Genomic DNA, 24,172 nt, shown 5'->3' on the forward strand with positions numbered 1-24,172 from the left:
TGGGCGGTCCCAGCCTTGGCGATCACAGCCTCGCGAAGGCATCGCTTCCTAACAGTCTGGAAACCATGACCGCATTAATCGGGGGTGTCCGGCGGGCCGGGCGCCCATCGTGGCGTGCCTGCCGTCGAACCGCCTTGTTGCGACGTTAGCCGAGCTGACATGAACCTGTTGCGCACCGCCTTGCTGTTCTGCCTCGCCGTCGTCCTCGCGGGTTGCGCGAGCATGGACGGCGACGATCGCGGCTCGATCCCGATTCCGCAGAAGCTGCTGCAGGAGATGGCGGCCAAGGGCATGAGCCCTGATGACCCGATCATGGTGCGGATCTACAAGCAGGAGAGTGAGCTGGAGGTGTGGAAGCGCACAGCCTCCGGTCGCTATGCCCTGCTCAAGACCTATCCGCTCTGCCGCTGGTCCGGCAAGCTTGGCCCCAAGACCCGCGAGGGCGACCGCCAGGCGCCGGAAGGCTTCTACACCGTCACGCGCGGCCAGCTGAACCCGCGCTCGCAATATTATCTGTCCTTCAATCTCGGCTATCCCAACGCGCTGGAGCAGGCGCTGGGCTATACCGGCAGTGCGCTGATGGTGCATGGCGCCTGCACCTCCGCCGGCTGCTACGCCATGACCAATGACGGCGTCGGCGAGGTCTATGCGCTGGCGCGCGAGGCATTGGCCGCCGGCCAGCCGGGCTTCCAGGTGCAGTCCCTCCCCTTCCGCATGACCCCGGCCAACATGGCCGAGCACCGCGCCAACCCCAACATGCCCTATTGGCGCAATTTGAAGGAAGGCACCGACCTGTTCGCCGTCACCCGCGTGCCGCCCAATGTCTCGGCGTGCGGTGGGCGCTACAGATTCACGTCAGGCACCCAGCCGGCACAGCCTCTTGCCGATCCGCTGGCGCCCTGCCCATTGCCCGCCGCAGACTCCGCGCTGATGGCGGCGGCCAGCAAACAGGTGCAGGACGAGCAGCACATCGCCGTCCTGTCCGCCACGCGCCCGCCCGCCAACGCCACCTACGTCGATGGCGGCATGCATCCGAGCTTCCGCGACATTTTGCGCCGTGTTGGCCCGCAGAAGCTGGCGGCCATGACCTCGGGCGGCAAGATCCCGGTCAGTGAGCCCACCGCAGCGCTGGCAGACCCTTACAAGGGCACGGCATCGGACGTGGAAGAGGGCGACACCGCCAATTAGCGCGGTCGCGAGGTCTTCCCCCTGCCGCCGCTTTGCGGCAGATAGGCGTCTCATCCCTTCGTATGAGGCGAAGATGCACGAGGCGAAGATGCACGAGGCGAAGATACACGAGGCGACATGGCGACCCGAATGACCCCGAACGAGATGCTGGCCACCGCCCGCGATCTCAAGCGCCTGCCCTTCACCGAAGCGGACCTCGCCCTCATTCGTTCCGGGACGCCGGCGGTGGCGCCGAAGCTGTCCGCGAAGTACGAGCCCTCGGAAGGCCTGTATTATCTCGCCGCGCCCACGCTCCACATGGAGTTCGTGGTGGTGAAGTCGGAGCGGATGCGCCTGCCCTTCCTCACGCTGCCGCGCTACACTATCATGATGGGGTTCGAGCATGGCGACGTCTGGGAGAAGGGCCCCGTGGTCAATCGCCTGCGCGCCGTGCCCTTCATCTTCAAGCGCATGTCGCAGGCAGACAACTGGCTCGACGACGAGTTCGGCCGTAAGAAGTAGCGTCGCAACGACAGCGCGGATGCACGCGACCGTTGAGGATCGGCTCATAACGGATTGATTTGTAAGGACTAGCCGATCCGCGCCGGCGGGACGAGGCCGCCCACCAGCAGAAGATCGCTCTCGTCCTTCAGCGTCACCCCGGTAATCCGCCGCGCCAGCGCCTCCTTCAGCAGCCAGGCAAGCTTGAAGGCGGCGTGGTCGTGCGAGAGCCCCTCGCCGCGCACATTGGAAATGCAGTTGCGCTCGGCATCCGAGCGCCCGGCGCGGGGGGCGAAGGTGAGATAGAGGCCGAGACTGTCGGGCGAGGACAGGCCGGGCCGCTCGCCGATCAGCACGACGCAGGCACTCGCGTTCAGCAGCTCGCCCACTTCGTCCCCGAGCGCCACCCGGGCCTGGCTGGCGACACACACCGGCCCGACGCTCCACCCCGCCTCGGCGATCCGTGCCTTGAAGGCGGTGAGGAACGGCACCGCCTGCGCATGGATGGCGGTGGAGGAGAGCCCGTCGGCGACGACGATGGCCAGATCGACAGGCGCGGCCGCCCGCGCGCTCAGCCGGGCCCGGCTTTCGTCCGAGAGACGTCGCCCGAGATCGGGCCGGCGCAGATAGGCATCGCGCGCCGGGGCGGCGGACGCCAGTTCCAGCGTCTCGAAGCTGAGTGCGGCAATGTCCGCCGCCACGCGCGCTGAATCGAACGGCAGATGAACGGCATCGCGGGCCTGTGCATGGGCGAGCGCGAAGCGCAGCACCTCGCGCGTCGGTAGGCCGGTGCCGGCGCGTCCCAGCGCGATCCGGGCGGGAGTGACGCCGGCGAGCCGGCGCCAGCTATCCTCGATCACCGCCTCCTCGATACCATAGTCGGCCGGGTGCTCGCCTTTTGCCGCCTCGCTCATGCCGCCAGCTCCGGTGCGGCGGCGAGCAGGGGGTGAATTCCGTGCTGCCGTCTCAAGCTGCCGTTCGGCTCGGTGATGCCCATGCGCTGCAGCCACGCCTCGAATTCCGGCGCCCGCTTCAAGCCCAGAACCTGCCGGAGATAGAGCTGGTCGTGGAACGAGGTGGACTGGTAGTTCAGCATCACGTCGTCCGAGCCGGGAATGCCCATGATGTAGGTCACGCCCGCCGCACCGAGCAGCGTCATCAGCGTGTCCATATCGTCCTGGTCGGCCTCGGCATGGTTGGTGTAGCAGACGTCGCAGCCGAGCGGGACGCCCATCAGCTTGCCGCAGAAATGGTCCTCCAGCCCGGCGCGGATGATCTGCTTGCCGTCATAGAGATATTCCGGCCCGATGAAGCCGACGACGGTATTCACCAGCAGCGGCTTGAACGGCCGGCACACGGCGTAGGCGCGGGCTTCCAGCGTCTGCTGGTCGACACCGTGATGGGCGTTGGCGGAGAGCGCCGAGCCCTGCCCGGTCTCGAAATACATCACATTGTCGCCGAGCGTGCCGCGATTGAGCGACAACGCCGCCTCGCGCCCCTCCTTCAGCGTGGCGAGGTCGATGCCGAAGGAAGCGTTCGCCTTCTGCGTGCCCGCCACCGACTGGAAGACGAGATCGACAGGCACGCCGCGATTAATCACCTCGGTAGAGGTGGTGACATGGGTCAGCACGCAGGCCTGCGTCGGGATCTCGAAGCGCTGGATGATGCCGTCGATCAGCTTGAGCAGTTCACTCAGCACCGGCACGCTGTCGGAGGCCGGGTTAATGCCGATCACCGCATCGCCGCAGCCATAGAGCAGCCCGTCGAGAATAGAGGCGGTGACGCCCGCCGGGTCGTCGGTGGGGTGGTTGGGCTGAAGGCGCACCGCCATCGTGCCGGGCAGGCCGATCGTGTTGCGGAACTTTGTCACCACGCGGCACTTCTTGGCGACCGCGATCAGGTCCTGGTTACGCATCAGCTTGGACACCGCCGCCGCCATCTCCGGCGTCACGCCGGGCGCGATGGCAGCAAGAACCTCGCTGGTGGCGACACCGGAGAGCAGGAAATCGCGGAAATCGCCGACCGTCATGTGGGAGATCGTGCGGAAGGCGGCGGCGTCGTGGCTGTCGATGATGAGCCGCGTGACCTCGTCGTCCTCATAGGGCACCAGCGCCTCGTTGAGGAAGGCGCTCAGCGGCACGTCAGCGAGGCACATGCGCGCCGCGACATTCTCTTCCGCCGTGGCGGCGGCGATTCCGGCCAGCATGTCGCCGGAGCGGGGCGGCGTCGCCTTCGCCATGAGGTCCTTCAGATCGGCGAAGGCGTAAGTCTGCGATCCGGCGACGGTGCGATAGGCCATGAGAGCGGTCCTTGCGGCGCCCTGTGCTCAACGCGGCGCCATGGGCAAAATGTATCCTGCCGCAGCGTGCCGGCAAAGCGCAACTTCGGTCGAGGTCGCCGGCAGCTTCTGGCATACCACGCTGGACGTGGCGTTTGCCGGCCGCTACCACGCGCCACGCATTTTCGGAGGAAACGCCATGGCCACCTTCATTCTCATTCACGGCTCCTGGCACTGGGGCGGCTGCTTTCAGAAGGTGGCGAACCTTCTCGGCGCCGCCGGCCATGCCGTGATCGCCCCTGACCTCGCCAGCCACGGCTTTGACCCCACACCCACCGCCGCCGTCACCGATATCGCGATCTATGCCGCCCCGGTGCGGGCGGCGCTGGAAGCGATCGAGGGCAAGGCGATCCTCGTCGGTCACTCGGTTGGCGGGGCGACCTGCACATGGCTGGGCGAGGAAATGCCCGAGCGAATCGAGGCGCTGGTCTACCTCACCGGATTCATGGCGCCGAACGGCAAGAGCGCCCGCGACTTCGTCATGACTCCGACCTATCTCAAGGACCCGGCCATCGTGGAGACGCAGGGCATGCTGCGCCTCGGCAAGGAGGGGCTCGGCCTCGACCTTTCCCGCCGCGACCTCATCGCCCGCTCGCTCTATTCCGACTGCACCGCGCACGACATCGACCGTGCCCTGCCCAATCTTGTGCGCGTCACCCCGCACGCGCCCTTCGCCACTGTGTCGGCCATCACCCCGCACCGCTTCGGCAAGCTTCGTCGGCACTATATCGAGTGCTTGCAGGACCGCGGTCTGCCGCTCGCGGTGCAGCGGGAGATGCAGGCGGCCGTGCCGGGGGCGCAGGTGCACCAGCTCGACACCGGCCACTCGCCGTTCCTCAGCGCGCCAGAGGCGGTGGCGGAACGGTTATTGAACATCCGCTGAGCCCGCAGCGCCACACCCGGCCCTCATCCGGCAGAGGAAAGGTCCATGCCCCCTTCCCCGCCGATACCGGCACCCGCTAGCCTGACCGAACTTCCAGAAGCCAGAAGGCTCCCAAAGAGGCTCGAATGTCCGATCAGGAAAAGCTCGACAAGCTGCGGGCGAAATATGCCGGCGTGGGCGGTGGCGTGGTCTATGACGAGACCTTCAAGCGCGTCGCCGAAATGCAGTTCAAGGATGGCGAGAAGCGCGTCTGGCCCTGGGCCGGCGCCGCGACGCTGCTCGACGCGCCCTATCGCCCGGACGCACAGGAACTGGCCGATTTCGCCGGGCTCGACATGGCGCTGATCGGGGTGCCGATGGATCTCGGCGTCACCAACCGCGCCGGCGCCCGCCTCGGCCCGCGCGCGGTGCGCGCCATCGAGCGCATCGGGCCCTATGAGCACGTCTTGAACATAGTGCCGGCGGCCGAGGCCAAGGTGGCCGACATCGGCGACGTGCCGTTCCGCTCGCGCTTCAGCCTCGATTCCTGCCATGAGGACATCGAGGCCTTCTACAAGAAGATCGTCGCGGCCGGGGTCATCCCGCTCTCCTGCGGCGGCGATCATTCGATCACCGGCTCCATCCTCAAGGCGGTGGGCGAGAAGCGGCCGGTGGGCATGCTGCACATCGACGCCCATTGCGACACCTCGGGCACCTATGAGGGCGCGAAGTTCCACCATGGTGGCCCCTTCCGCAATGCGGTGCTTGACGGCGTGCTGGATCCCAACCGCACCATCCAGATCGGCATTCGCGGCGGGGCGGAATTCCTCTGGGAGTTCTCCTATGAGAGCGGGATGACGGTGATCCATGCCGAGGACGTCACCGGCATGGGCGTGCCCGCCATCATCGCCAAGGCGAAACAGGTGCTGGGCGACGGGCCGGTCTATGTCTCCTTCGACGTCGACAGCCTCGATCCGGCCTTCGCGCCGGGCACCGGCACGCCTGAGATCGGCGGTCTCACCTCGCGCGAGGTGCTGGAACTGCTGCGCGGGCTCAACGGGCTCGACGTCATCGGCGGCGACGTAGTGGAAGTCGCGCCCCAGTACGACGATACCTCCAACACCGCCCATGCGGCGGCGCAGGTGCTGTTCGAGATCTTCTGCCTCTCGGTGACAGCGCTCAAGGCGCGGAAGGGTTCCTGATGCGCCTTGCCCTTTTGCAGACGGCGGGCGACCCGTCGAACGAACCTGTCGCCAATCTCGCCCGCCTCGATGCGGCCGCTGCCGAAGCGGCAGCGGGGGGCGCCGACCTCTTGCTGGCGCCGGAAATGTTCCTCACCGGCTACAATATCGGCCGCGAGGCGGCGGTGGCGAAGGCCGAGCCGGCGGAGGGCACCAGCGCCCGGCGCGCGGGCGAGATCGCCCGAACCCACGGCATCGGGCTCTGCTACGGCTATCCCGAGCGCGGCGATGGCGGGGCGATCTATAATTCCTGCCTGCTCCTCGACAAGGACGGCACGCGCCTGCTCAATTTCCGCAAGACGCATCTCTTCGGCGATCTCGACCGGGCGATGTTCGCGCCCGGCGAGGGATCGGCGGAACTGGCCAGCTTCGAGGGCTACAGGGTCGGCATGCTCATCTGCTACGACGTGGAATTCCCCGAAGCGGTGCGGGCGCTGGCGTTGGCGGGAGCCGACCTCGTTCTGGTGCCGACCGCCAATATGAAGCCCTATGACGCCGTCTCGCATGTCGTCGTGCCGGCGCGAGCCTTTGAGAGCGAGCTTTTCGTCGCCTACGCCAATCGCTGCGGAGTGGAAGGCGAGCTCGACTATATGGGGCTGAGCTGCGTCGGCGACCCCCATGGCCTCCATCTGGCGATGGCGGGCGATGGCGAGGAGCTTCTCTTCGCCGATCTTGATCCGGCCCGGCTGAAGGCGGCGCGGGCGATCAATACCCATGTCCCCGACCGGCGCCCCGAAGTGTATCGCCGGTTGATCCCCTGATCGCGCGGGTTTTCAAACAGGGATCCCGTTCGGGGATGATCGGCGGCGTCAGTGCGCGTGCGATTCGCGTCCACCCGGCACCGCGCTCTGCGCCTCCACTGCGCTGCGGGCGATGAAGCGGGCGCGCATCGGCTTGAGCACGAGCAGGGCGAGCAAGGCGGCGCCGGCGTTAAGGCCGACGGCGATGGCGAACACCGCGTACCAGCCATAAAGCGACGCTACCACGCTGGCGATCGGCACAAGCAGCGCCGCCGTGCCCTTGGCGGTGTAGAGCATGCCGGCATTTGTGGCGGCGAAGGCCGAGCCGAACGTGTCGCCGCAGGTCGCCGGAAACAGCGAGTAGATCTCGCCGAACACCCCGAAGAAGCCGGCGGTGGCCAGCACGAACACCAACGGGTTCGAGCCGTGATAGACCATCACCAGCAGCATCACCGCCGCCGTGCCGAAGGCGATGAACATCGTGTTCTCGCGGCCGATGCGGTCCGAGACATAGCCGAAGATCGGCCGGCCGAAACCGTCGAAGATCCGGTCAAGCGAGATGGCGAGCGTCAGTGCCGCGGCGGAGAGACCGAAGATGCTCACCGGCGTATCGGCGACGCCGAGGTCGTGGGCGATCGGTCCGATCTGGGCCGCCGCCATCAGGCCACCCGAGGCCACCATGACGAACATCAGGTAGAGCAGCCAGAACACCGGTTTGGTCAGCGTCTGCGAGGGCGGGTAGTCCACCTTGCTCTGCGGCAGGCTCAACGCCTTCTTCGGCGCGGCGACCTTGAATTTGGGGGGATAGAGGAACTGCGCTGCGATCAGCACGATCAGCCCTTGCCCGAGGCCGAACCAGAAAAACGCCGTCTGGTAGCCATGCGCCGCGATGGTGTTGGCAATCGGCACCACAGTCAATGCCGCGCCGGCGCCGAAGCCGGCCGCCGTTGCACCGGCCGCGAGGCCGCGCCGATAGGGAAACCACTTCAACGCATTGCCGACGCAGGTGCCATAGACCGAACCGGCGCCAATGCCGCCAAACACGGCCCCAGCATAGAGAAGGGTCAGCGAGCCGGCATAAGAGTTGATGACCCAGGCCAGCGCGATCATGACAGCGCCGAATGAAAGCACCAGGCGCGGGCCGTAGCGATCGACGAACCACGCCTCCACCGGCACCAGCCAGGTCTCGGTCAGCACGAAGATGGTGAAGGCGGTCTGGATCGCTGCCCGGCCCCAGCCATGGGCCTGATCGATGGGATCGACGAACAGGGTCCAGCCATATTGAAGATTGGCGATCATCGCCATGCAGACAATGCCGCAGCCGAGCTGGAACCAGGGTTCCCACGGGCGTGTCGTCGTCTTGCTCGCATCCATTGACGTATCCTCGACTTGATGGGTGTTGCGCAGCTCTTGTCGGCCGCTGCGTGCGTCGCGAACCGCTCCCCGAAGGCGCGGCTTTCTCATCCAATCTCCAAGAACGCCCCCTGCGGTTCATTAATGAGAGCCGCAACAAGCATTACTCAAGGTCATATCTCGTATGGGAACACTCGACAGAACCAATGCCATCAACATAACGGTCTCATGGACGTAAATATCATCACGAAAACAGGATTCAACATGAAATATACCAAGGTATGTTGACCTAACGCCAAAAGAGTTACTTCTCTTCGCCACCCAAGAGAAAATCGATTTTCGGTCAACGCTAAGCTCAAGGCCATGGACCCGCGCTCCGGCACCAAGGATGAGCGCGGCCGCCGGATGAGATGAAAGAGGCAGATGCCGCAAAGGCGAGCGATCGGATCGAGCCTCACGCGGCAGGCGAGGCAGGGGCAAACCCTGGGGAAGTCCGGCCCCAGCCCTGCGGCATCCGCAGCGGAAAATCCCTGCGGAAGCGACGGAAGGTGGGCGAAGGGAGAGCTCAGGATGGGTCACAGGCGGAACCCGATCCGCCTGTGCTGCGTTCTGTTACCGCTCGGCCCTTCCGCGCGTGGCGGGCGGGCCGAGGCAAACGGGGAAAACCATGAACCGCACTGTCCTGATCGTCGCCGTCGTCGTGCTGGCCTGCGTGGCCGGCTTTTTCGCCTACCGCGCCTATGAGCGGGACCAGAACACAATGCAGATCGAAGTCGGGCCGCAGGGTATCAAGGTCGACCCGCCGGGCTGATCGCGCCCATCAGGCCGGGGGGGGGCGCCGGCACGAATGTCAGGCGCCCCGGCTGCTTTTCCCGACCCGATGCTCTACAAGCCCCTCCGACATCCAGCCGGCCGCGCCATGAGGGCACCATCCGGCTGCCGTTGCGGAGTGCCTTCATGTCGTTCACGTCAGCCGCTGGTCATTCCGGTGCCGTCGCCAATCCTCGCTCGCGCGTCATCCTGGCGAGTCTGATCGGCACCACGATCGAGTTCTACGACTTCTACGTCTATGCCACGGCCGCCGTGCTGGTGTTCCCGCATCTGTTCTTTCCGCCCGGCAATGACACGACGGCGCTTCTGGCCTCCTTCGCCATTTTCGGCGCTGCCATGGTGGCGCGTCCGCTCGGCGCCATCTTCTTCGGCCATCTCGGCGACAAGCGCGGGCGCAAGGTGACGCTGGTCGGCGCCCTGCTCACCATGGGTATCGCCACCTTCCTCATCGGCCTGCTGCCGACCTTCCACCAGGCCGGCTGGTTCGCCCCGGCCCTACTGGTGGTGATGCGCCTCGCGCAGGGTTTCGCGCTCGGCGGCGAATGGAGCGGCGCCGCGCTGGTGGCGACCGAGAACGCCCCGCCCGGCAAGCGCGCCATCTACGGCACCTTTCCCCAGCTCGGCGCGCCGCTCGGCTTCATCCTCGCCAATGGCCTGTTCCTGATCATTGCCGCGGTGCTGCCCTCGGACGACCCGACGCGCCCGTCGGATGCGTTCCTGGAATGGGGCTGGCGCATTCCCTTCCTGTTCTCCTTCGTCATGGTCGCCGTCGGCCTCTGGGTGCGCCTGCACCTCGTCGAGAGCACCGCCTTCAAGAAGACGGTGACGGACGGCAAGGTGCACAAGCTGCCGCTCGCCTCGGTGTTCCGCACCCATTTCCGCCAGCTGGTGCTCGGCACCTTCTACATGCTGGCGACCTATGTGCTGTTCTACCTGATGACCACCTTCTCGCTCAGCTATGGCCGCGCCGGCACCGCTGCCGCCCTGCCCGGGCTCGGCTATGACTACACGACCTTCGTGCTGATGATGATTATCGGCGTGGTGTTCTTCGGCATCTTCACTCTGCTCTCGGGGCCGTGGGCGGAGCGCTGGGGGCGGCGCCGGACGCTGATCGTGGTGACGTTGGCCATCATCGTTTTCGGTCTCAGCTGGGTGCCGATGCTCGGCGCTGGTCCCGTGGGTGTGATGGCGTGGCTCATTCTCGGCTTCAGCCTGATGGGGATGACCTTCGGCCCGATGGGCGCGCTGCTGCCGGAGCTTTTCCCGGCCAATGTCCGCTACACCGGCTCGGGCATCGCCTACAACGTCTCGTCCATTCTGGGCGCGGCGGTCGCGCCCTTCATCGCCATCGCGCTGTGGGCATGGGGCGGGGGCAGCCCGTTCTGGGTCGGCATCTACCTCTCGGCGATGGCGGGCCTCACCCTCATCGCCCTGCTGCTCGGCACCGAGACGCGCGACGTCGACATCGAGGCGTAATCGCATCCGGGCAGGCTATGCCCCTGCCCGGTAGCCGACCCCCGGCTCGGTGATGATCAGGGTGGGATTGGCGGGATCAGCCTCCAGTTTGGCGCGCAGCTGGCCGACATAGACGCGCAGATACTGCGTGTCGTGCTCATGCGCCGGCCCCCACACCTCACGCAGAATGTGGCGGTGGGTCAGCACCTTGCCGGCATGGCGCGAGAGAAAGGCGACAAGTTCGAACTCCTTCGGCGTGAGTTTGATCTCCTCGCCGCCGCGCAGCACCCGGTGGCGCGGAATGTCGATCTCCACCAATCCCAGCCGCAGCACCGGCGTCTCGCCCTTGTCCTGCATCCGGTGCCGCAGCGCGGCACGCAGGCGTGCCATCAGTTCGCCCATGCCAAAGGGCTTGTTGATGAAATCGTCGGCGCCGAGGTCCAGCGCCTCGATCTTTTCGACCTCGCGGTCGCGGGCGGAGAGCACGAGGATCGGCACATCCGTCCATTCGCGCAGGCGGCGGATCACCTCCTTGCCGTCCATGTCAGGCAGGCCGAGGTCGAGGATCACAACATCCGGCTGGCGATTGGCCACCAGTGCCAGTGCCTGTGCCCCCGTGTCCGCCCGCAGCGCCTCATAGCCATTGGCGGCCAGCGCCGGCGCCATGAAGCGGTGGATCGCCGGCTCGTCGTCCACCACCAGCACGGTTCCCGCGCTCATGCCTCGTCCTCCGGCGCTGCGGCCTGCGGGGAAAGCGGCAGACGCAGCGCGATGCGGGCGCCGCTGGTCTGGCCCGGCGCGGGACTGCGCGCCGATACCGAGCCCCCATGCGCCTCGACGATACCACGGGTGATGGCAAGCCCGAGCCCCGAGCCGTCGCCGCCATCGCCCGCCCCGCGCGGGGCGCGCACGAACTTCTCGAACACATGCGGCAGCGTCTCGGCCGGAATGCCCGGCCCGTCATCGGTGACGGCGATCACCATCTGCCCGTCGATCACCGTGGCGGAGAGGCGGATGCGCGCGCCCGCGCCGGCATAGCGCACGGCATTGGCCACCACATTGCCAAGCGCCTGGTCCATCAGGCTCGGGTCGGCCTCGATCAGCGGCAGATCGGGGGCGCTGGTGACGAGGAAGCGTTGGGGAGCACCGCGCTTTTTTACGGTTGCGACAGCGCGGTTCATCAGTTCCACCACATCCACCCAGTCACGACGCATATCGAGCGCGCCCGCCTCAAGACGCGTCATTGAGAGCAGGTTGCGCACCATCAGGTCGAGATTCTCCGACTCCTCGCGCATCTGCACCAGCAGGTCACGGCGCGCCGCCTCGGGAATGTCGGTTCCATAATCCAGCAGGCTGGTCGCCGCGCCGAGGATGGAGGCGAGTGGCGTGCGGAAATCATGGCTGATCGAGGCCAGAAGGATGTTGCGCACCCGCTCGGTCTCGGCCGCGGTCCGCACGCGCGTGACCTCGGCCGAGAGCAGGGTGCGCAGCAGCGCCGCCGCCGTCTGCTCGGCCAGCGTGCCGAGCAGGCCCGCGCTCTCGGTGTCGAGCGGCGCCGTGCCATCATGCTCGATGCCGATCACGCCGATGCCCCCGCCACGCTCGCCGCCGCCCAGCGGCTGGAACAGCCACGGCGCCCGCGGCAGGGTGCCGGTGCCCGCGCCCGCCGGCTCGCCATGGTCGAAGGCCCAGCCGGCCGCCGTCATCGAGGCGGTATCGAGCCGATCCTCCGGCGGCCAGGCGGCGGTCAGCGCAAGCGTGCCCTCCTGCGCCAGCAGGATGACGCTGGCGCGGCCCAGGGCGGCGTGCAACTCCACCACGGCGGCTTCCGCCACCGAGTTTCGGTCCGGCAAGGCGGAGAGCTTGCGGGTGAAATCATAGAGCCGCCGCGTCGCCCGCATGCGCCGGGCGGCGAGCCGCGCCTGCTCGCGGGCCCTTCCTGCAATGGCCGAGATGATCACCGCGACGATGAGGAACACCAGCAGCGCCAGCAATTCGTGCGGCCGGGCGATGGTGAAGGTTTCCACCGGGTCGATGAAGAAGAAATTATAGGCGAGGAAGGAGAGCCCGGAGGCGAGAATCGCCGGCCAGACGCCGTGCAGCAGCGCCGGCAGCAGCACGGCGAGCAGATAGAGCATGGACACGTTGGGAAGGGCGACGAAACGGGTCAGCACCAGACCGAGCAGCGTCGCCGCCGCCACGCCGAGCGCCGCGGTGACATAGCCGGAAAGCGGGCCGGCCGGCGCCAGCCGGGAGCGCCAGCCGGCACGCCCCTCGCCCGCCTCCGCAGTGACGACGTGGATGGCGATGCCCGCCGAGCCGCGCACCAGCGCATCCGACAGCGGCCGGCGCAGCGCGCTGAGCGGCCAGCGGCGCCGGGCCTTGCCGATGATGATCTGAGTGACGTTCTCGAACCGGGCGAAGCGAAGCACTTCGGCCGCCACATCCCCGGCCACTAGCGCGCGCACCTCGGCGCCGAGGCTTTCGGCGAGGCGCAGGCCGGCATCGAGCTTCTGCCGGTCAGGGCTCGCCATCACATGGCCGGGCCGCTCCACCGTCACCGCGAACCACGCGGCGTCCATCAGGTCGGCAAGGCGCTTGGCCTCGCGCACCACCCGCTCAGCCGCCATATCAGGCCCGACGCAGACCAGGAGCCGTTCGCCGGCCGCCCACGGCCCCTCGATCGCCGCTCCCTGCATGCGCTCGACCAGATCGCTGTCGACCTGCGCCGCCACTCGGCGCAAAGCGAGTTCGCGCAGGGCGGTCAGGTTGCTGGGCTTGAAGAAGCTCTGCACGGCGCGGGTGGCGGTGTCCTCGACATAGACCTTGCCGTCCGCCAGACGCTTCAGAAGTTCGTCGGAGGGCAGGTCGACGAGGATGATCTCGTCGGCCTTGCTCAGCGCCGCGTCCGGCACCGTCTCGCGCACCCGCACGCCGGTGATGCGCTGCACCACGTCGTTGAGGCTTTCGACATGCTGGATGTTCAGCGTCGTCCACACGTCGATGCCGGCGGCGAGCAGGTCCTGCACGTCCTGCCAGCGTTTGGGATGGCGTGAGCCGTCGACGTTCGAATGGGCATATTCGTCGACCAGCAGCAGTTCCGGCCGGCGGGCCAGCGCCGCGTCCAGGTCGAATTCCGGCACCAGCCGGCCGCGATAGGCAATGCCCTTGCGCGGCAGCATCTCCAGTCCGGCGGTCAGCGCCTCGGTCTCGGCCCGGCCATGCGTCTCCACGAGTCCGACCACGACGTCGCGGCCGCCCGCCTGGGCGGCGCGGGCGGCCGAGAGCATCGCATAGGTTTTGCCGACCCCCGGCGCGGCGCCGAGGAAGAGGCGCAGCTTGCCGCGCGCCTCACGTTCGGCAGCGGCCAGCAAGGCGTCCGGATTGGCGCGAGGGGCCTCCTCACCGCTCATTCTCAACTCCGTCTCACGAGCGCGGCGTGTTCGTGGCGAGTGCGTCGAGCGCCAGGTTGAGCGCCAGCACATTGACGCGCGGCTCGCCGAACACGCCGAGCTGCGGGCGCTCTATGTGCGCCTCGACGAGGGCGCGCACAACGCCCATGTCGAGCGCCCGGGCGCGCGCGACCCGACGGGCCTGCACCAATGCGTTGGCCGGCGAGATGTGCGGGTCGAGCCCGCTGCCGGAGGTCGTCACCGCGTCGGCGGGGACGGGACCGGTGAGGCCCGCCGCGCGCAAGGCGACGGCATCGGCCTTCAGCCGCTCCGCCAGCTTGGCACTGGTGGGGCCGAGATTGCTGCCGGACGAGGCGGTGGCGTCATAGCCATCGCCCGCCACCGAGGGGCGCGAGTGGAAATAGCCCGCGCCGGTGGTGGACTGGCCGATCAGGGAGGAGCCGACGACCACGCCGTCGCGCGTGATGAGCGAGCCATTGGCCTGCACGGGGAACAGCGCCTGTGCGGCTTCCGTCAAGGCGAGCGGATAGGCGAGGCCGGTGAGCAGGGTGAAGGCGATGAGCAGCGTCACCGCCGGGCGGAGATAGGTGAGCATGAAACACTCCTTGAGGGGGGCGTCATCCCGGACGGCCGAAGGTCGATCCGGGATCGCTTGAAGTGGGCGGACAATCCCGGCGCTTGGGCTTCGCCTCCGGCCGGGAGGACAGGCGTTGGGTCACGCCAGCCCGATCGCCACCAAAGCCAGGTCGATCAGCTTGATGCCGATAAAGGGCAGCGCCAGCCCGCCCAGCCCGTAAATGGCGAGATTGCGCGCCAGCACCGCCCCCGCCTCGCCCGGCCGGTAGGCGACGCCGCGCAGGGCGAGCGGGATCAGCGCGATGATGATCAGCGCGTTGAAGATCACCGCCGAGAGGATGGCGCTCTGCGGCGAGGCCAGCCCCATCACGTTCAGCAGCCCCAGCTCGGGGATGGCGGCGATGAACAGCGCCGGGATGATGGCGAAGTACTTGGCCACGTCATTGGCGATGGAGAAGGTGGTGAGCGCCCCGCGCGTCATCAGCAGTTGCTTGCCGATGCCGACGATCTCGATCAGCTTGGTCGGGTCGCTGTCGAGGTCCACCATGTTGCCGGCCTCGCGGGCCGCCTGTGTGCCGGACTGCATGGCGACGCCGACATCGGCTTGCGCCAGAGCCGGGGCGTCATTGGTGCCGTCGCCGCACATGGCGACCAGCCGCCCCTGGCGCTGCTCGGTGCGGATATAGGCCAGCTTGTCCTGCGGGGTGGCCTCGGCGATGAAATCGTCGACGCCGGCCTCCGAGGCGATGGCGGCGGCGGTGACGGGGTTGTCGCCCGTCACCATCACCGTGCGGATGCCCATGCGGCGCAGTTCCGCGAAGCGCTCCTTGATATCCGGCTTCACCACGTCCTTGAGATGGATGACGGCCAGCAGTCGGCCATTCTCGGCCAGCCCCAGCGGCGTGCCGCCGGAACGGGCGATCCGCTCCACCGTCGCATCGAAAGCGGCGATGCCAGTGGAGGCGTTGGGATCGAGGCCATGCACGAAGCGCTTGATCGCGTCGACCGCGCCCTTGCGGATGCGCCGGTCCGCCACGTCGACCCCGGAGAGCCGGCTCGCCGCCGAGAACGGCACGAAGCTCGCCCCGTCGAGCGCCGCCGTCTCCGGCGTGATGCCATAGGCCTCGCGCGCCAGCGCCAGGATCGAGCGCCCCTCGGCGGTCTCGTCGGCCAGGCTCGCCTGCACCGCGATCAGCGCCGCCTCCTGCGGGTTGATGCCGGGAACCGGGATGATCTCCGATGCCATGCGGTTGCCGAAGGTGATGGTGCCGGTCTTGTCGAGCAGCAGCGTGTCGACATCACCCGCCGCCTCCACCGCCCGGCCCGACATGGCGAGCACATTGTGCCGGATCAGCCGGTCCATGCCGGCAATGCCGATGGCGGAGAGCAGGCCACCAATCGTGGTGGGGATCAGCGTCACCAATAGCGCCACCAGCACCGGCACCGGCACGTCGGCGCCCGCATAGCGGCCAAGCCCGGCGAGCGAAACCACAGCGATGAGGAAGATCAGCGTCATGCCGACCAGCAGCACGGAGAGCGCGAGTTCGTTCGGCGTCTTCTGCCGCTCGGCGCCTTCCACCAGCGCGATCATCCGGTCGAGAAAGGAGGAGCCGGGCGCGGCGGTGATCCGCACCACCAGCCAGTCGGAGATGACGGTGGTGCCGCCGGTGACGGCCGAGCGGTCGCCGCCGGATTCGCGGATCACAGGCGCGCTCTCGCCTGTTATCGCGGCCTCGTTGACCGAGGCGATACCCTCGACGATCTCGCCATCGCCGGGGATCAAGGCGCCGGCCTCGACCAGGACATGGTCGCCGATCCTGAGGTCGAGCGCCGACACCGTCTCGCGGACATGGCGATCGGCCGGATCGCGCAGGCGCTGCGCCACCGTGTCGGTGCGCGCCTTGCGCAGGCTGTCCGCCTGGGCCCGCCCCCTGCCCTCTGCCAGCGCCTCGGCGAAGGTGGCGAACACCACGGTGAACCACAGCCACGCCATGATCTGGCCGGTGAAGGCCAGCGGGTTGCCGGCGAGAAGATCGCGGACGAACAGTACGGTGACGAGGGCCGCGACCACCTCGGTCACGAAGATCACCGGATTGCGCATCAGCGCCACCGGATTGAGCTTGGCGAGGGCATCACGCGCCGCCCGCCCGATCAGCTCGGGCGAGGCGAAGGCCGAGTGCGCCTTGGTTTGGGTGGACATGGGAGTCTCTCCGAAACGGCGGGATCAAAAGGTCTTGCCGGCCAGCATCTGCACCTGCTCGGCGATCGGGCCGAGGGCGAGAGCGGGGAAGAACTGCAGGCCGCCGAGAATAAGGATGATGCCGACCATCAGTCCGACGAAGAGCGGGCCATGGGTCGGGAAGGTGCCGGTGGAAGCGGTGAGGCGCGTCTTGGCGGCGAGCGAGCCGGCGATGGCCATCATCGGCACGATGTAGGCGAAGCGCCCGCACAGCATGGCGAGGCCGAGCGTGGTGTTCCACCAGGGCGAATTCGCCGACAGCCCGCCAAAGGCCGAGCCATTGTTTCCTGCCGCCGAGGAATAGGCGTAGAGGATTTCCGACAGCCCGTGCGGCCCGGCATTGCCCAGGCCGGAAAGCGCCGCCGGCAGCACCGCCGCCAGCGCCGAGAAGCCGAGAATGGCCGCCGGCAGGATGAGAATGGCGAGCATGGCCATCTTCACCTCCTTCGCCTCAATCTTCTTGCCGAGATATTCCGGCGTGCGCCCGACCATCAGGCCGGCAACGAAGACGGCGAGGACCGCCATGACCAGCAGGCCGTAAAGCCCCGAGCCAACGCCGCCGGGCAGGATCTCGCCGAGCTGGATCAGGAACATCGGCACCATGCCACCCAGCGGGGTGAAGGAGCCGTGCATGGCGTTCACCCCGCCATCGGACAGGCCTGTTGTAACGGTGGCAAACAGCGTCGAGGCGGCGAGGCCGAAGCGGACCTCCTTGCCCTCCATATTGCCGCCGGCGGGATCGACGCCGGCCGCGACCAGCGCGGGAGTGCCGGCCGCCTCCGCCCAATAGGTGATCGCGATGCCGGAGACGAGGATGAGGCCGATTGCGGCCATCAGCGCCCGCGCCTGCCGCCGGTCGCCGATCAGCCGGCCGAAGGCGAAGACCAGCGCGGCGGAGACCACCAGCATCTGCCAGATCTCCAGCGCGTTGGAGAGCGGGCTGGGATTTTCGAACGGGTGCGCGGCATTGACGTTGAAGAAGCCGCCGCCATTGGTGCCGAGCTGCTTGATGGCGATCTGGCTGGCGACCGGGCCCATGGCAAGGGTCTGCCGGGCGCCTTCCAGCGTGGTGGCGGCGGTGCTGGCCTCAAGCGTCTGCGGCACGCCGAGGCCGACCTGCACCAGCGCAGTGACCAGTGCCAGCGGCAGCAGCACATAGAGCACCGAGCGGGTCATATCGACGAAGAAATTGCCGACGCCCGCCGCGTTCGAACGGGCAAAGGCCCGCACCAGCGCCACCGCCAGGGCAAGCCCGGTGGCGGCGGAAAGGAAGTTCTGCACGGTGAGCCCGGCCATCTGGCTGAACAGGCTCATCGTCGTCTCGCCGCCATAGGCCTGCCAGTTGGTATTGGTGACGAAGCTGACGGCCGTGTTGAAGGCCAGGTCGGGGGCGACGCCGGCAAAGCCGAGCGGGTTGAGGGGCAGAACGCCCTGCAGCCGCAGCAGCCCATAGAGCAGCACCACGCCGGCGGCGTTGAAGGCGAGCATGGCGAGGGTGTAGCCGAGCGCGCTCTGCTCGCCGGCCGGGTCGACCCCGGCAAGACGGTAGAGAGCCCGCTCGAACGGACCGAACAGCGACGAGAGCAGCGTGCGCTCGCCGGCATAGACGCGCGCCATATACGCGCCGAGCGGCACGGCCGCGGCGAGCACAAGCGCGAGGATGATGGCTATCTGGAGCCAGCCCTGAGCGGTCATGGCATGTGGACTTTCGAGAAGAGGGGGGAGCCCGTCAGAACCTCTCGGGCCGCAGAAGCGCGGTCACGAGATAGACGGCAAGGGCGAGGGCGACGGTGCCGCCGAGCAGAAGGTCGAACATGGCCTCACCCCCAGGATGCGAAGCGGGCATAGGCCGCCATCAGCAGAAAAAAGCCGATGGCGAGGGCGAGATAGACGAGATCGAGCATGGGTCCAGCTCCCGGTTGCGCTGGTCTCTCATCTAGGCCCGACGGGATAAGCGTTCGATCCGAATTGCCGGGCCGCGCTGTAAAGGCGGCATAAAGATGGGTAGCGGAGTGGGCCTCCCCGTCCCTGATGTCGGCGGTTCCGGGCTTGCGTCGGTGCGCCTCGCATGCAAATGATACATTGTATCACTTTGTATGTGGAGCGCGCCTATGTCCGACACCCGTCTTCCGGTCACGGTTCTTTCCGGCTTCCTCGGGGCCGGCAAGACCACCCTGCTCAACCATGTGCTGGCGAACCGCGAAGGGCTGCGCGTCGCGGTGATCGTCAACGACATGTCGGAGGTGAACATCGACGCCGAGCTGGTGCGGGCGGGCGACGCCAATCTCTCGCACACGCAGGAAAAGCTGGTCGAAATGACCAATGGCTGCATCTGCTGCACCCTGCGCGACGATCTGCTCGCCGAGGTGAAACGCCTCGCCCATGAGGGACGCTTCGATTATCTCCTCATCGAATCCACCGGCATCGCCGAGCCGCTGCCGGTCGCCGCCACCTTCGAGTTCCGCGACGAGGATGGCTTCTCACTCTCGGATGTCGCCCGGCTCGACACCATGGTGACGGTGGTGGACGCGGCCAACCTGTTGAGGGATTTCGGCTCGCGCGATTTCCTGCGGGATCGCGGCGAGGTCGCCGGCGACGAGGACAGCCGCACGCTGGTCGACCTGCTCACCGACCAGATCGAATTCGCCGACGTGATCGTGCTCAACAAGGTCTCCGATGTCGCGCCCGCGCGCCGCAAGGAGGTCCGCGCCGTGGTCAAGGCGCTGAACCCGGACGCGCTGATCATCGAGACCGATCAGGCGCATGTGCCGCTCAAGGACATTCTCGGCACCGGCCGCTTCGATTTCGAGCGCGCCCATGAGCACCCCACCTGGTTCAAGGAGCTGAACGGCTTTCGCGACCATGTGCCGGAAACCGAGGAATACGGCATTTCCAGCTTCGTCTACCGCGCGCGCCGGCCGTTCCACCCCGAGAAGTTCAACGCCTTCCTCGCCCGCACCTGGCCGGGGCTGGTCCGGGCCAAGGGGCTATTCTGGCTGGCGACTCGCCCGCGCCGGGTCGGCGAGATGTCGCTTGCCGGCGCCATCTGCCGCACCGGCTCGATCGGCCAGTGGTGGGCGGCGATTCCGACCGAGCACTGGCCGACTCAGCCCGACTGGCGCTCCTGGCTGCGCCAGCACTGGACGCCCGGCTATGGCGACCGCCGGCAGGAACTGGTGTTCATCGGCGTCAATCTCGACGAGGCCGGCATCCGCGCGGCGCTCGACGATTGCCTTGTCGGCCCGCTCAAGCCCACTCTGTTCGACCCCGCGCCGCTGAAGCACCTGCCGGACCCGTTCCCGGACTGGGAACGCGTGCCGGCCTGAGGCCCTCCCCCGGCGGCGGCCCACGCCGCCGGGACGGCTCTCATCCCGTGCCGCCCATCGGCGCGCGGGCCTCAATCCCAGGCCAGCGCGCCGCCATTCTGGTACTCGATGACGCGGGTCTCGAAGAAGTTCTTCTCCTTCTTCAGGTCCATCGCCTCGCTCATCCATGGGAACGGGTTCTCCGCCTCGGCAAAGACCGGGGCAAGGCCGAGCTGGGCGCAGCGGCGATTGGCGATGAAGTGCATGTACTGCTCGCACAGGCCCGCATTCAGCCCCAGGAAACCTCGCGGCATGGTGTCCCGCCCATAGGCGGCCTCCAGCTCGGCGGCATCCCTCAGCATGCCGCGCACCTCGTCCTGGAAGGCGGGCGTCCAGAGATGCGGGTTTTCGTGTCTGATCTGGTTGATCACGTCGATGCCGAAATTCAGGTGCAGGCTCTCGTCGCGCAGGATGTACTGGTACTGCTCGGCGATGCCGACCATCTTGTTGCGCCGGCCGAGCGAGAGGATCTGCGCGAAGCCGGTGTAGAACCACATCCCCTCGAACACGACATAGAACGCGACGAGATCGCGCAGGAACTGTTGGTCGCTCGCCAGCGTGCCGGTGGCGAAGGCGGGATCATCGAGGCTCTGCGTGTGCTTCAGCGCCCAGGCCGCCTTGTCGGTGATCGAGGGCACCTCGCGGTACATGTTGAACAATTCTCCCTCGTCGAGGCCGAGGCTTTCCACAATGTACTGGAAGGTGTGGGTGTGCACCGCCTCTTCGAAAGCCTGACGCAGCAGATATTGCCGGCATTCGGGGTTTGTCAGGTGGCGGTAGATCGCCAGCACGATGTTGTTCGCCACCAGTGATTCCGAGGCGGCGAAGAAGCCGAGATTGCGCTTGAGCATGCGCCGCTCGTCCTCGGTCAGCCCGTCGCGCGACTTCCACAGCGCGATGTCGGCCTGCATCGACACCTCGGTCGGCATCCAGTGATTGTTGCAGCCGGCGAGGTACTTCTCCCACGCCCATTTGTATTTCAGTGGGAGAAGCTGGTTCACGTCGGCGCGGGCATTGATCATCCGTTTCTCGTCCACCGTGACCCGGGCGGCGCCGCGTTCGATGGCGCCGAGCCCGGTGGCATCGGCGGGCGATGGCGCGAGGCCGGAAGCGAAAGGCGTGGCGGCGGGCTTGGTATCGGACCAGTCGAGCATGTGGGTGTTTCCTTTGCTGCTCACTGGCAGGCTTCGCAGTCGGGATCGTTGATGGAACAGGCTTGGCCGAAAGCGCTCTCGGGCACCGCGATGGGCGCCGCCGCCATCACCGCCGAGACCGCGTTGAGCTTGCCGTCGGTGCCCTTCAGGGTCGATTTCTCGACATGGCTGGCGGAGCGCGCGCGCAGATAATAGGTGGTCTTCAGGCCCCGCTTCCATGCCAGCCGGTAGGTCTCGTCGAGAACGCGGCCGGAGGGATTGGCGACGTAGATGTTCAGCGACTGCGCCTGGTCGATCCATTTCTGCCGCCGCGCCGCCGCCTCGATCAGCCAGGCGGGCGCGATCTCGAAGGCGGTGGCGTAGAGCGCCTTGAGATCGTCCGGGATGCGGTCGATCGGCCCGACGCTCCCGTCGTAATATTTGAGGTCGGACACCATCACGTCGTCCCACAGGCCGCGCGCCTTCAGGTCGCGCACCAGCGACGCGTTCACCACGGTGAAGTCGCCGGACATGTTCGATTTCACGAACAGGTTCTGATAGGCTGGCTCGATCGACTGCGACACGCCGCAGATATTGGAAATCGTCGCCGTCGGCGCGATCGCCATGGTGTTGGAGTTGCGCAGGCCGGTGGTCGTCACCCGCGCGCGCAGTCCTTCCCAATCGAGCGTCAATGAGCGGTCGAGGTCCAGCCCGCCGCGCGCCTGCGCCAGCAACTCGATCGAGTCGATCGGCAGGATGCCCTTCGACCAGAGCGAGCCGTCGAAGGAGGGGTAGCGCCCGCGCTCGGCCGCGAGGTCGCAGGAGGCGGAAATCGCGTGGAAGCTCACGGCCTCCATGCTTTCATCGGCGAAGCGCACCGCCTGTTCCGAGCCATAGGGAATGCGCAGCGCCTGCAGCGCGTCCTGGAAGCCCATAATGCCGAGGCCGACCGGCCGGTGGCGCAGATTGGAGCGGCGCGCCTCGGGGATGGTGTAGAAATTGATGTCGATGACGTTGTCGAGCATCCGCATCGCCGTCGTCACCGTGCGCGCCAGCCGCGCCTGGTCGAGCCCGTCCGGCGTGACATGGGCGAGAAGGTTTACCGAGCCGAGATTGCACACCGCCACCTCGTCGGCGCTGGTGTTGAGCGTGATCTCGGTGCACAGGTTCGAGGAGTGCACCACGCCGACATGGCCCTGCGGCGAGCGGATGTTGCACGGATCCTTGAAGGTGATCCAGGGGTGGCCGGTCTCGAACAGCAGGGTCAGCATGCGCCGCCACAGGTCGATGGCCCGAAGCTGCCGGAACACCTTCATCTCGCCGCGCGCGGCCTTCGCCTCATAGGCTTCATAGGCGCTCATGAACGCCGGGCCGGTAAGGTCGTGCAGGTCCGGCGTCTCGTCGGGCGAGAACAGCGTCCACGGCCCGTCCGCCTCCACCCGCTGCAAAAACAGATCCGGCACCCAGTTGGCGGTGTTCATGTCATGGGTGCGGCGGCGGTCGTCGCCGGTGTTCTTTCTGAGGTCGAGGAATTCCTCGATGTCGATGTGCCAGGTTTCCAGATAGGCGCAGACCGCCCCCTTGCGCTTGCCGCCCTGGTTCACCGCGATGGCGGTGTCGTTGGCCACTTTCAGGAACGGCACCACACCCTGGCTCTCGCCATTGGTGCCCTTGATATGGGCGCCGAGGCCGCGCACCCGAGTCCAGTCATTGCCGAGGCCGCCGGAATATTTCGCCAGCAGGGCATTGTCCTTGATCGCCTTGAAGATGCCGTCGAGATCGTCCGGCACCGTAGTGAGAAAGCAGGAGGACAGCTGCGGCCGCAGCGTGCCGGCATTAAACAGGGTCGGGGTCGAAGCCATGAAGTCGAAGGAGGACAGCAGGCGGTAGAACTCGATCGCCCGCACCTCGCGGTCGACCTCGCGTAGAGCGAGCCCCATGGCGACGCGCATGAAGAAGGCCTGCGGCAGCTCGAAACGGGTGCCGCCTGCGTGCAGGAAATAGCGGTCATACAGCGTCTGCAGGCCGAGATAGTCGAACTGCAGGTCGCGTTCGGGAAGCAGCGCCGCCGCGATGCGGTCGAGGTCGAAACGGCCAAGTTCCGGGTCGATCAGTTCCTCGGCAATGCCGCGCTGGAGATAGGCGCGGAAATAGTCGGGGTAGCGCGCCGCCATCTCGCGCTGCGTCGCCTGCGCCGGCCGGCCGTCGAGAAAGCTCAGCGCCTCGCGCCGCAGCTTATCGCCGAGCAGGCGGGCGGACACTTTGGCATAGTTGGGTTCGGTCTCGATCAGCGTGCGGGCGGCGAGGATCGGCGCCAGCGCCAGCTCGTCGACGCTGATCCCGTCATAAAGGTTGCGGCGGGTCTCGTTGAGGATGGTGGCGGCGGAGACATCGGCCAGCCCCTCCGTCGCCTCGGCCAGCACGGCTTCCAGCCGGGCGGCGTCGAGCGGCACCCGTGCCCCGTCGGCCATGGTCATCGACAGCGCCGTCGTCAGGCCGGGAATCGCGGCGGAGGCCGCCTTGGCCGCCGCCCGCTCGCGCGCCCTCTCCTCGCGGTAGAGCACATAGGCGCGGGCGACCTTGTGGTGTTCGCCGCGCATCAGCGCCAGTTCCACCTGGTCCTGCACGTCCTCGATGTGAAAGCTGCGCCCGGCATCCGCGCGGCGGGTGAGGCCAGCGACAATCTGGCCGGTCAGTTCGGCCACGATGTCGTGCACGCGGCGCGAGGCGGCGGCGGAAGAGCCCTCGACTGCCAGAAACGCCTTGGTAAGGGCGATCGCGATCTTCGCGGAATCGAACGGCGTCACGGCGCCATTGCGGCGGATGAGCTGATAGCCCGGCGTGCTGGAAGGGGCCGCCGACGGCACGGCGGAAACCGGCAGCTGGCCGGGCAGGTTTTCGGCGTCGAGAGAAAGAGACATCGGCAAACCCCACATTCTTTGGGGGCAAAGACCGAGC

The 24,172-nt window shown here is 67.3% G+C and carries 19 protein-coding genes; 8 read left to right on the top strand and 11 right to left on the bottom strand.

All coding sequences use genetic code 11. The features are described 5' to 3' along the window. The first annotated feature begins 159 nt into the window (after positions 1 to 159). Together BLO63_RS04240 and BLO63_RS04245 are read left to right on the top strand one after the other, a co-directional pair. Complete coding sequence (locus BLO63_RS04240; RefSeq protein ID WP_091436964.1) at positions 160 to 1,188, top strand: L,D-transpeptidase family protein; 1,029 nt, start codon at positions 160 to 162, stop codon at positions 1,186 to 1,188. A 117-nt stretch (positions 1,189 to 1,305) separates the two neighbouring features. Then, positions 1,306 to 1,689 (top strand): hypothetical protein, encoded by a 384-nt coding sequence (locus BLO63_RS04245; protein ID WP_244517598.1) that lies wholly within the window; start codon positions 1,306 to 1,308, stop codon positions 1,687 to 1,689. A 68-nt stretch (positions 1,690 to 1,757) separates the two neighbouring features. On the opposite strand, the gene eutC is transcribed toward BLO63_RS04245, so the two are convergent. After that, positions 1,758 to 2,582, bottom strand: coding sequence for an ethanolamine ammonia-lyase subunit EutC (eutC, locus tag BLO63_RS04250; protein WP_091436967.1), 825 nt, complete (start codon positions 2,580 to 2,582; stop codon positions 1,758 to 1,760). After that, positions 2,579 to 3,967 carry an ethanolamine ammonia-lyase subunit EutB gene (locus BLO63_RS04255; protein ID WP_091436969.1) on the bottom strand — a complete coding sequence of 463 codons (1,389 nt, stop codon included), beginning with the start codon at positions 3,965 to 3,967 and terminating at the stop codon, positions 2,579 to 2,581. Before BLO63_RS04255 ends, eutC begins: the two co-directional genes overlap by 4 nt. Before the next feature lie 178 nt (positions 3,968 to 4,145). On the opposite strand from BLO63_RS04255, the gene BLO63_RS04260 reads away from it, so the two are divergent. The 3 genes from BLO63_RS04260 (at position 4,146) to BLO63_RS04270 (ending at position 6,870) form a co-directional block, all read left to right on the top strand. Next, positions 4,146 to 4,889, top strand: a complete 744-nt coding sequence (locus BLO63_RS04260) for an alpha/beta fold hydrolase (RefSeq protein ID WP_091436971.1) — start codon at positions 4,146 to 4,148, stop codon at positions 4,887 to 4,889. Between the two features lie 125 nt (positions 4,890 to 5,014). Next, positions 5,015 to 6,070: an agmatinase gene (speB, locus tag BLO63_RS04265; protein ID WP_091436973.1), complete on the top strand. Its 1,056-nt coding sequence runs from the start codon at positions 5,015 to 5,017 to the stop codon at positions 6,068 to 6,070. After that, positions 6,070 to 6,870 (top strand): carbon-nitrogen hydrolase family protein, encoded by an 801-nt coding sequence (locus BLO63_RS04270; RefSeq protein ID WP_091436975.1) that lies wholly within the window; start codon positions 6,070 to 6,072, stop codon positions 6,868 to 6,870. The genes speB and BLO63_RS04270 overlap by 1 nt, the downstream gene beginning before the upstream one ends. A gap of 48 nt (positions 6,871 to 6,918) precedes the next feature. On the opposite strand, the gene oxlT is transcribed toward BLO63_RS04270, so the two are convergent. Beyond that, positions 6,919 to 8,223, bottom strand: a complete 1,305-nt coding sequence (gene oxlT / locus BLO63_RS04275) for an oxalate/formate MFS antiporter (RefSeq protein ID WP_091436976.1) — start codon at positions 8,221 to 8,223, stop codon at positions 6,919 to 6,921. 646 nt (positions 8,224 to 8,869) lie between these two features. Between oxlT and BLO63_RS21050 the strand changes: the two genes are divergently transcribed. Next, on the top strand, positions 8,870 to 9,013 hold the full coding sequence (locus BLO63_RS21050; RefSeq protein WP_162841754.1) for a hypothetical protein: 144 nt from the start codon (positions 8,870 to 8,872) through the stop codon (positions 9,011 to 9,013). A 146-nt stretch (positions 9,014 to 9,159) separates the two neighbouring features. Continuing rightward, the gene (locus BLO63_RS04280) at positions 9,160 to 10,509 is read left to right on the top strand and encodes an MFS transporter (RefSeq protein WP_091436978.1); all 1,350 of its coding nucleotides are present in this window, start codon (positions 9,160 to 9,162) and stop codon (positions 10,507 to 10,509) included. Between the two features lie 15 nt (positions 10,510 to 10,524). Here BLO63_RS04280 and BLO63_RS04285 read toward each other — a convergent pair whose 3' ends face one another. The 6 genes from BLO63_RS04285 to kdpF form a co-directional block, all read right to left on the bottom strand. Beyond that, entirely contained in the window at positions 10,525 to 11,208 is a 684-nt protein-coding gene (locus BLO63_RS04285) for a response regulator (RefSeq protein ID WP_091436979.1), read from the bottom strand. Then, a complete protein-coding gene (locus BLO63_RS04290) occupies positions 11,205 to 13,901 on the bottom strand; it encodes a sensor histidine kinase (protein WP_091436981.1) in 2,697 nt (898 codons plus the stop codon). Before BLO63_RS04290 ends, BLO63_RS04285 begins: the two co-directional genes overlap by 4 nt. 13 nt (positions 13,902 to 13,914) lie before the next feature. Further along, complete coding sequence (kdpC, locus tag BLO63_RS04295; protein WP_091436982.1) at positions 13,915 to 14,496, bottom strand: potassium-transporting ATPase subunit KdpC; 582 nt, start codon at positions 14,494 to 14,496, stop codon at positions 13,915 to 13,917. A 120-nt stretch (positions 14,497 to 14,616) separates the two neighbouring features. Further along, on the bottom strand, positions 14,617 to 16,677 hold the full coding sequence (kdpB, locus tag BLO63_RS04300; protein ID WP_091436984.1) for a potassium-transporting ATPase subunit KdpB: 2,061 nt from the start codon (positions 16,675 to 16,677) through the stop codon (positions 14,617 to 14,619). Between the two features lie 24 nt (positions 16,678 to 16,701). Next, positions 16,702 to 18,411, bottom strand: coding sequence for a potassium-transporting ATPase subunit KdpA (gene kdpA, locus BLO63_RS04305; protein WP_091436985.1), 1,710 nt, complete (start codon positions 18,409 to 18,411; stop codon positions 16,702 to 16,704). 34 nt (positions 18,412 to 18,445) lie between these two features. Beyond that, positions 18,446 to 18,562 carry a K(+)-transporting ATPase subunit F gene (kdpF, locus tag BLO63_RS04310; protein ID WP_091436986.1) on the bottom strand — a complete coding sequence of 39 codons (117 nt, stop codon included), beginning with the start codon at positions 18,560 to 18,562 and terminating at the stop codon, positions 18,446 to 18,448. A 265-nt stretch (positions 18,563 to 18,827) separates the two neighbouring features. Here kdpF and zigA point away from each other — a divergent pair, with 265 nt between their 5' ends. Next, a complete protein-coding gene (gene zigA, locus BLO63_RS04315) occupies positions 18,828 to 20,042 on the top strand; it encodes a zinc metallochaperone GTPase ZigA (protein ID WP_091436988.1) in 1,215 nt (404 codons plus the stop codon). Between the two features lie 71 nt (positions 20,043 to 20,113). On the opposite strand, the gene BLO63_RS04320 is transcribed toward zigA, so the two are convergent. After that, positions 20,114 to 21,235 carry a ribonucleotide-diphosphate reductase subunit beta gene (locus BLO63_RS04320; RefSeq protein ID WP_091436990.1) on the bottom strand — a complete coding sequence of 374 codons (1,122 nt, stop codon included), beginning with the start codon at positions 21,233 to 21,235 and terminating at the stop codon, positions 20,114 to 20,116. Between the two features lie 20 nt (positions 21,236 to 21,255). Then, positions 21,256 to 24,135: a ribonucleoside-diphosphate reductase subunit alpha gene (locus BLO63_RS04325; RefSeq protein WP_091436991.1), complete on the bottom strand. Its 2,880-nt coding sequence runs from the start codon at positions 24,133 to 24,135 to the stop codon at positions 21,256 to 21,258. Between the last annotated feature and the right edge of the window lie 37 nt (positions 24,136 to 24,172).

The organism is Ancylobacter rudongensis (assembly GCF_900100155.1).
GTDB lineage: Bacteria > Pseudomonadota > Alphaproteobacteria > Rhizobiales > Xanthobacteraceae > Ancylobacter > Ancylobacter rudongensis.

Coding starts and splice junctions, on each gene's coding strand:
- BLO63_RS04280 (WP_091436978.1), top strand. CDS start 9,160: ATGTCGTTCACGTCAGCCGCTGGTCATTCCGGTGCCGTCGCCAATCCT.
- BLO63_RS04240 (WP_091436964.1), top strand. CDS start 160: ATGAACCTGTTGCGCACCGCCTTGCTGTTCTGCCTCGCCGTCGTCCTC.
- BLO63_RS04290 (WP_091436981.1), bottom strand. CDS start 13,901: ATGAGCGGTGAGGAGGCCCCTCGCGCCAATCCGGACGCCTTGCTGGCC.
- BLO63_RS04260 (WP_091436971.1), top strand. CDS start 4,146: ATGGCCACCTTCATTCTCATTCACGGCTCCTGGCACTGGGGCGGCTGC.
- speB (WP_091436973.1), top strand. CDS start 5,015: ATGTCCGATCAGGAAAAGCTCGACAAGCTGCGGGCGAAATATGCCGGC.
- kdpB (WP_091436984.1), bottom strand. CDS start 16,677: ATGTCCACCCAAACCAAGGCGCACTCGGCCTTCGCCTCGCCCGAGCTG.
- zigA (WP_091436988.1), top strand. CDS start 18,828: ATGTCCGACACCCGTCTTCCGGTCACGGTTCTTTCCGGCTTCCTCGGG.
- BLO63_RS21050 (WP_162841754.1), top strand. CDS start 8,870: ATGAACCGCACTGTCCTGATCGTCGCCGTCGTCGTGCTGGCCTGCGTG.
- BLO63_RS04320 (WP_091436990.1), bottom strand. CDS start 21,235: ATGCTCGACTGGTCCGATACCAAGCCCGCCGCCACGCCTTTCGCTTCC.
- kdpC (WP_091436982.1), bottom strand. CDS start 14,496: ATGCTCACCTATCTCCGCCCGGCGGTGACGCTGCTCATCGCCTTCACC.
- kdpF (WP_091436986.1), bottom strand. CDS start 18,562: ATGCCCGCTTCGCATCCTGGGGGTGAGGCCATGTTCGACCTTCTGCTC.
- BLO63_RS04270 (WP_091436975.1), top strand. CDS start 6,070: ATGCGCCTTGCCCTTTTGCAGACGGCGGGCGACCCGTCGAACGAACCT.
- BLO63_RS04325 (WP_091436991.1), bottom strand. CDS start 24,135: ATGTCTCTTTCTCTCGACGCCGAAAACCTGCCCGGCCAGCTGCCGGTT.
- BLO63_RS04245 (WP_244517598.1), top strand. CDS start 1,306: ATGGCGACCCGAATGACCCCGAACGAGATGCTGGCCACCGCCCGCGAT.
- BLO63_RS04255 (WP_091436969.1), bottom strand. CDS start 3,967: ATGGCCTATCGCACCGTCGCCGGATCGCAGACTTACGCCTTCGCCGAT.
- oxlT (WP_091436976.1), bottom strand. CDS start 8,223: ATGGATGCGAGCAAGACGACGACACGCCCGTGGGAACCCTGGTTCCAG.
- eutC (WP_091436967.1), bottom strand. CDS start 2,582: ATGAGCGAGGCGGCAAAAGGCGAGCACCCGGCCGACTATGGTATCGAG.
- kdpA (WP_091436985.1), bottom strand. CDS start 18,411: ATGACCGCTCAGGGCTGGCTCCAGATAGCCATCATCCTCGCGCTTGTG.
- BLO63_RS04285 (WP_091436979.1), bottom strand. CDS start 11,208: ATGAGCGCGGGAACCGTGCTGGTGGTGGACGACGAGCCGGCGATCCAC.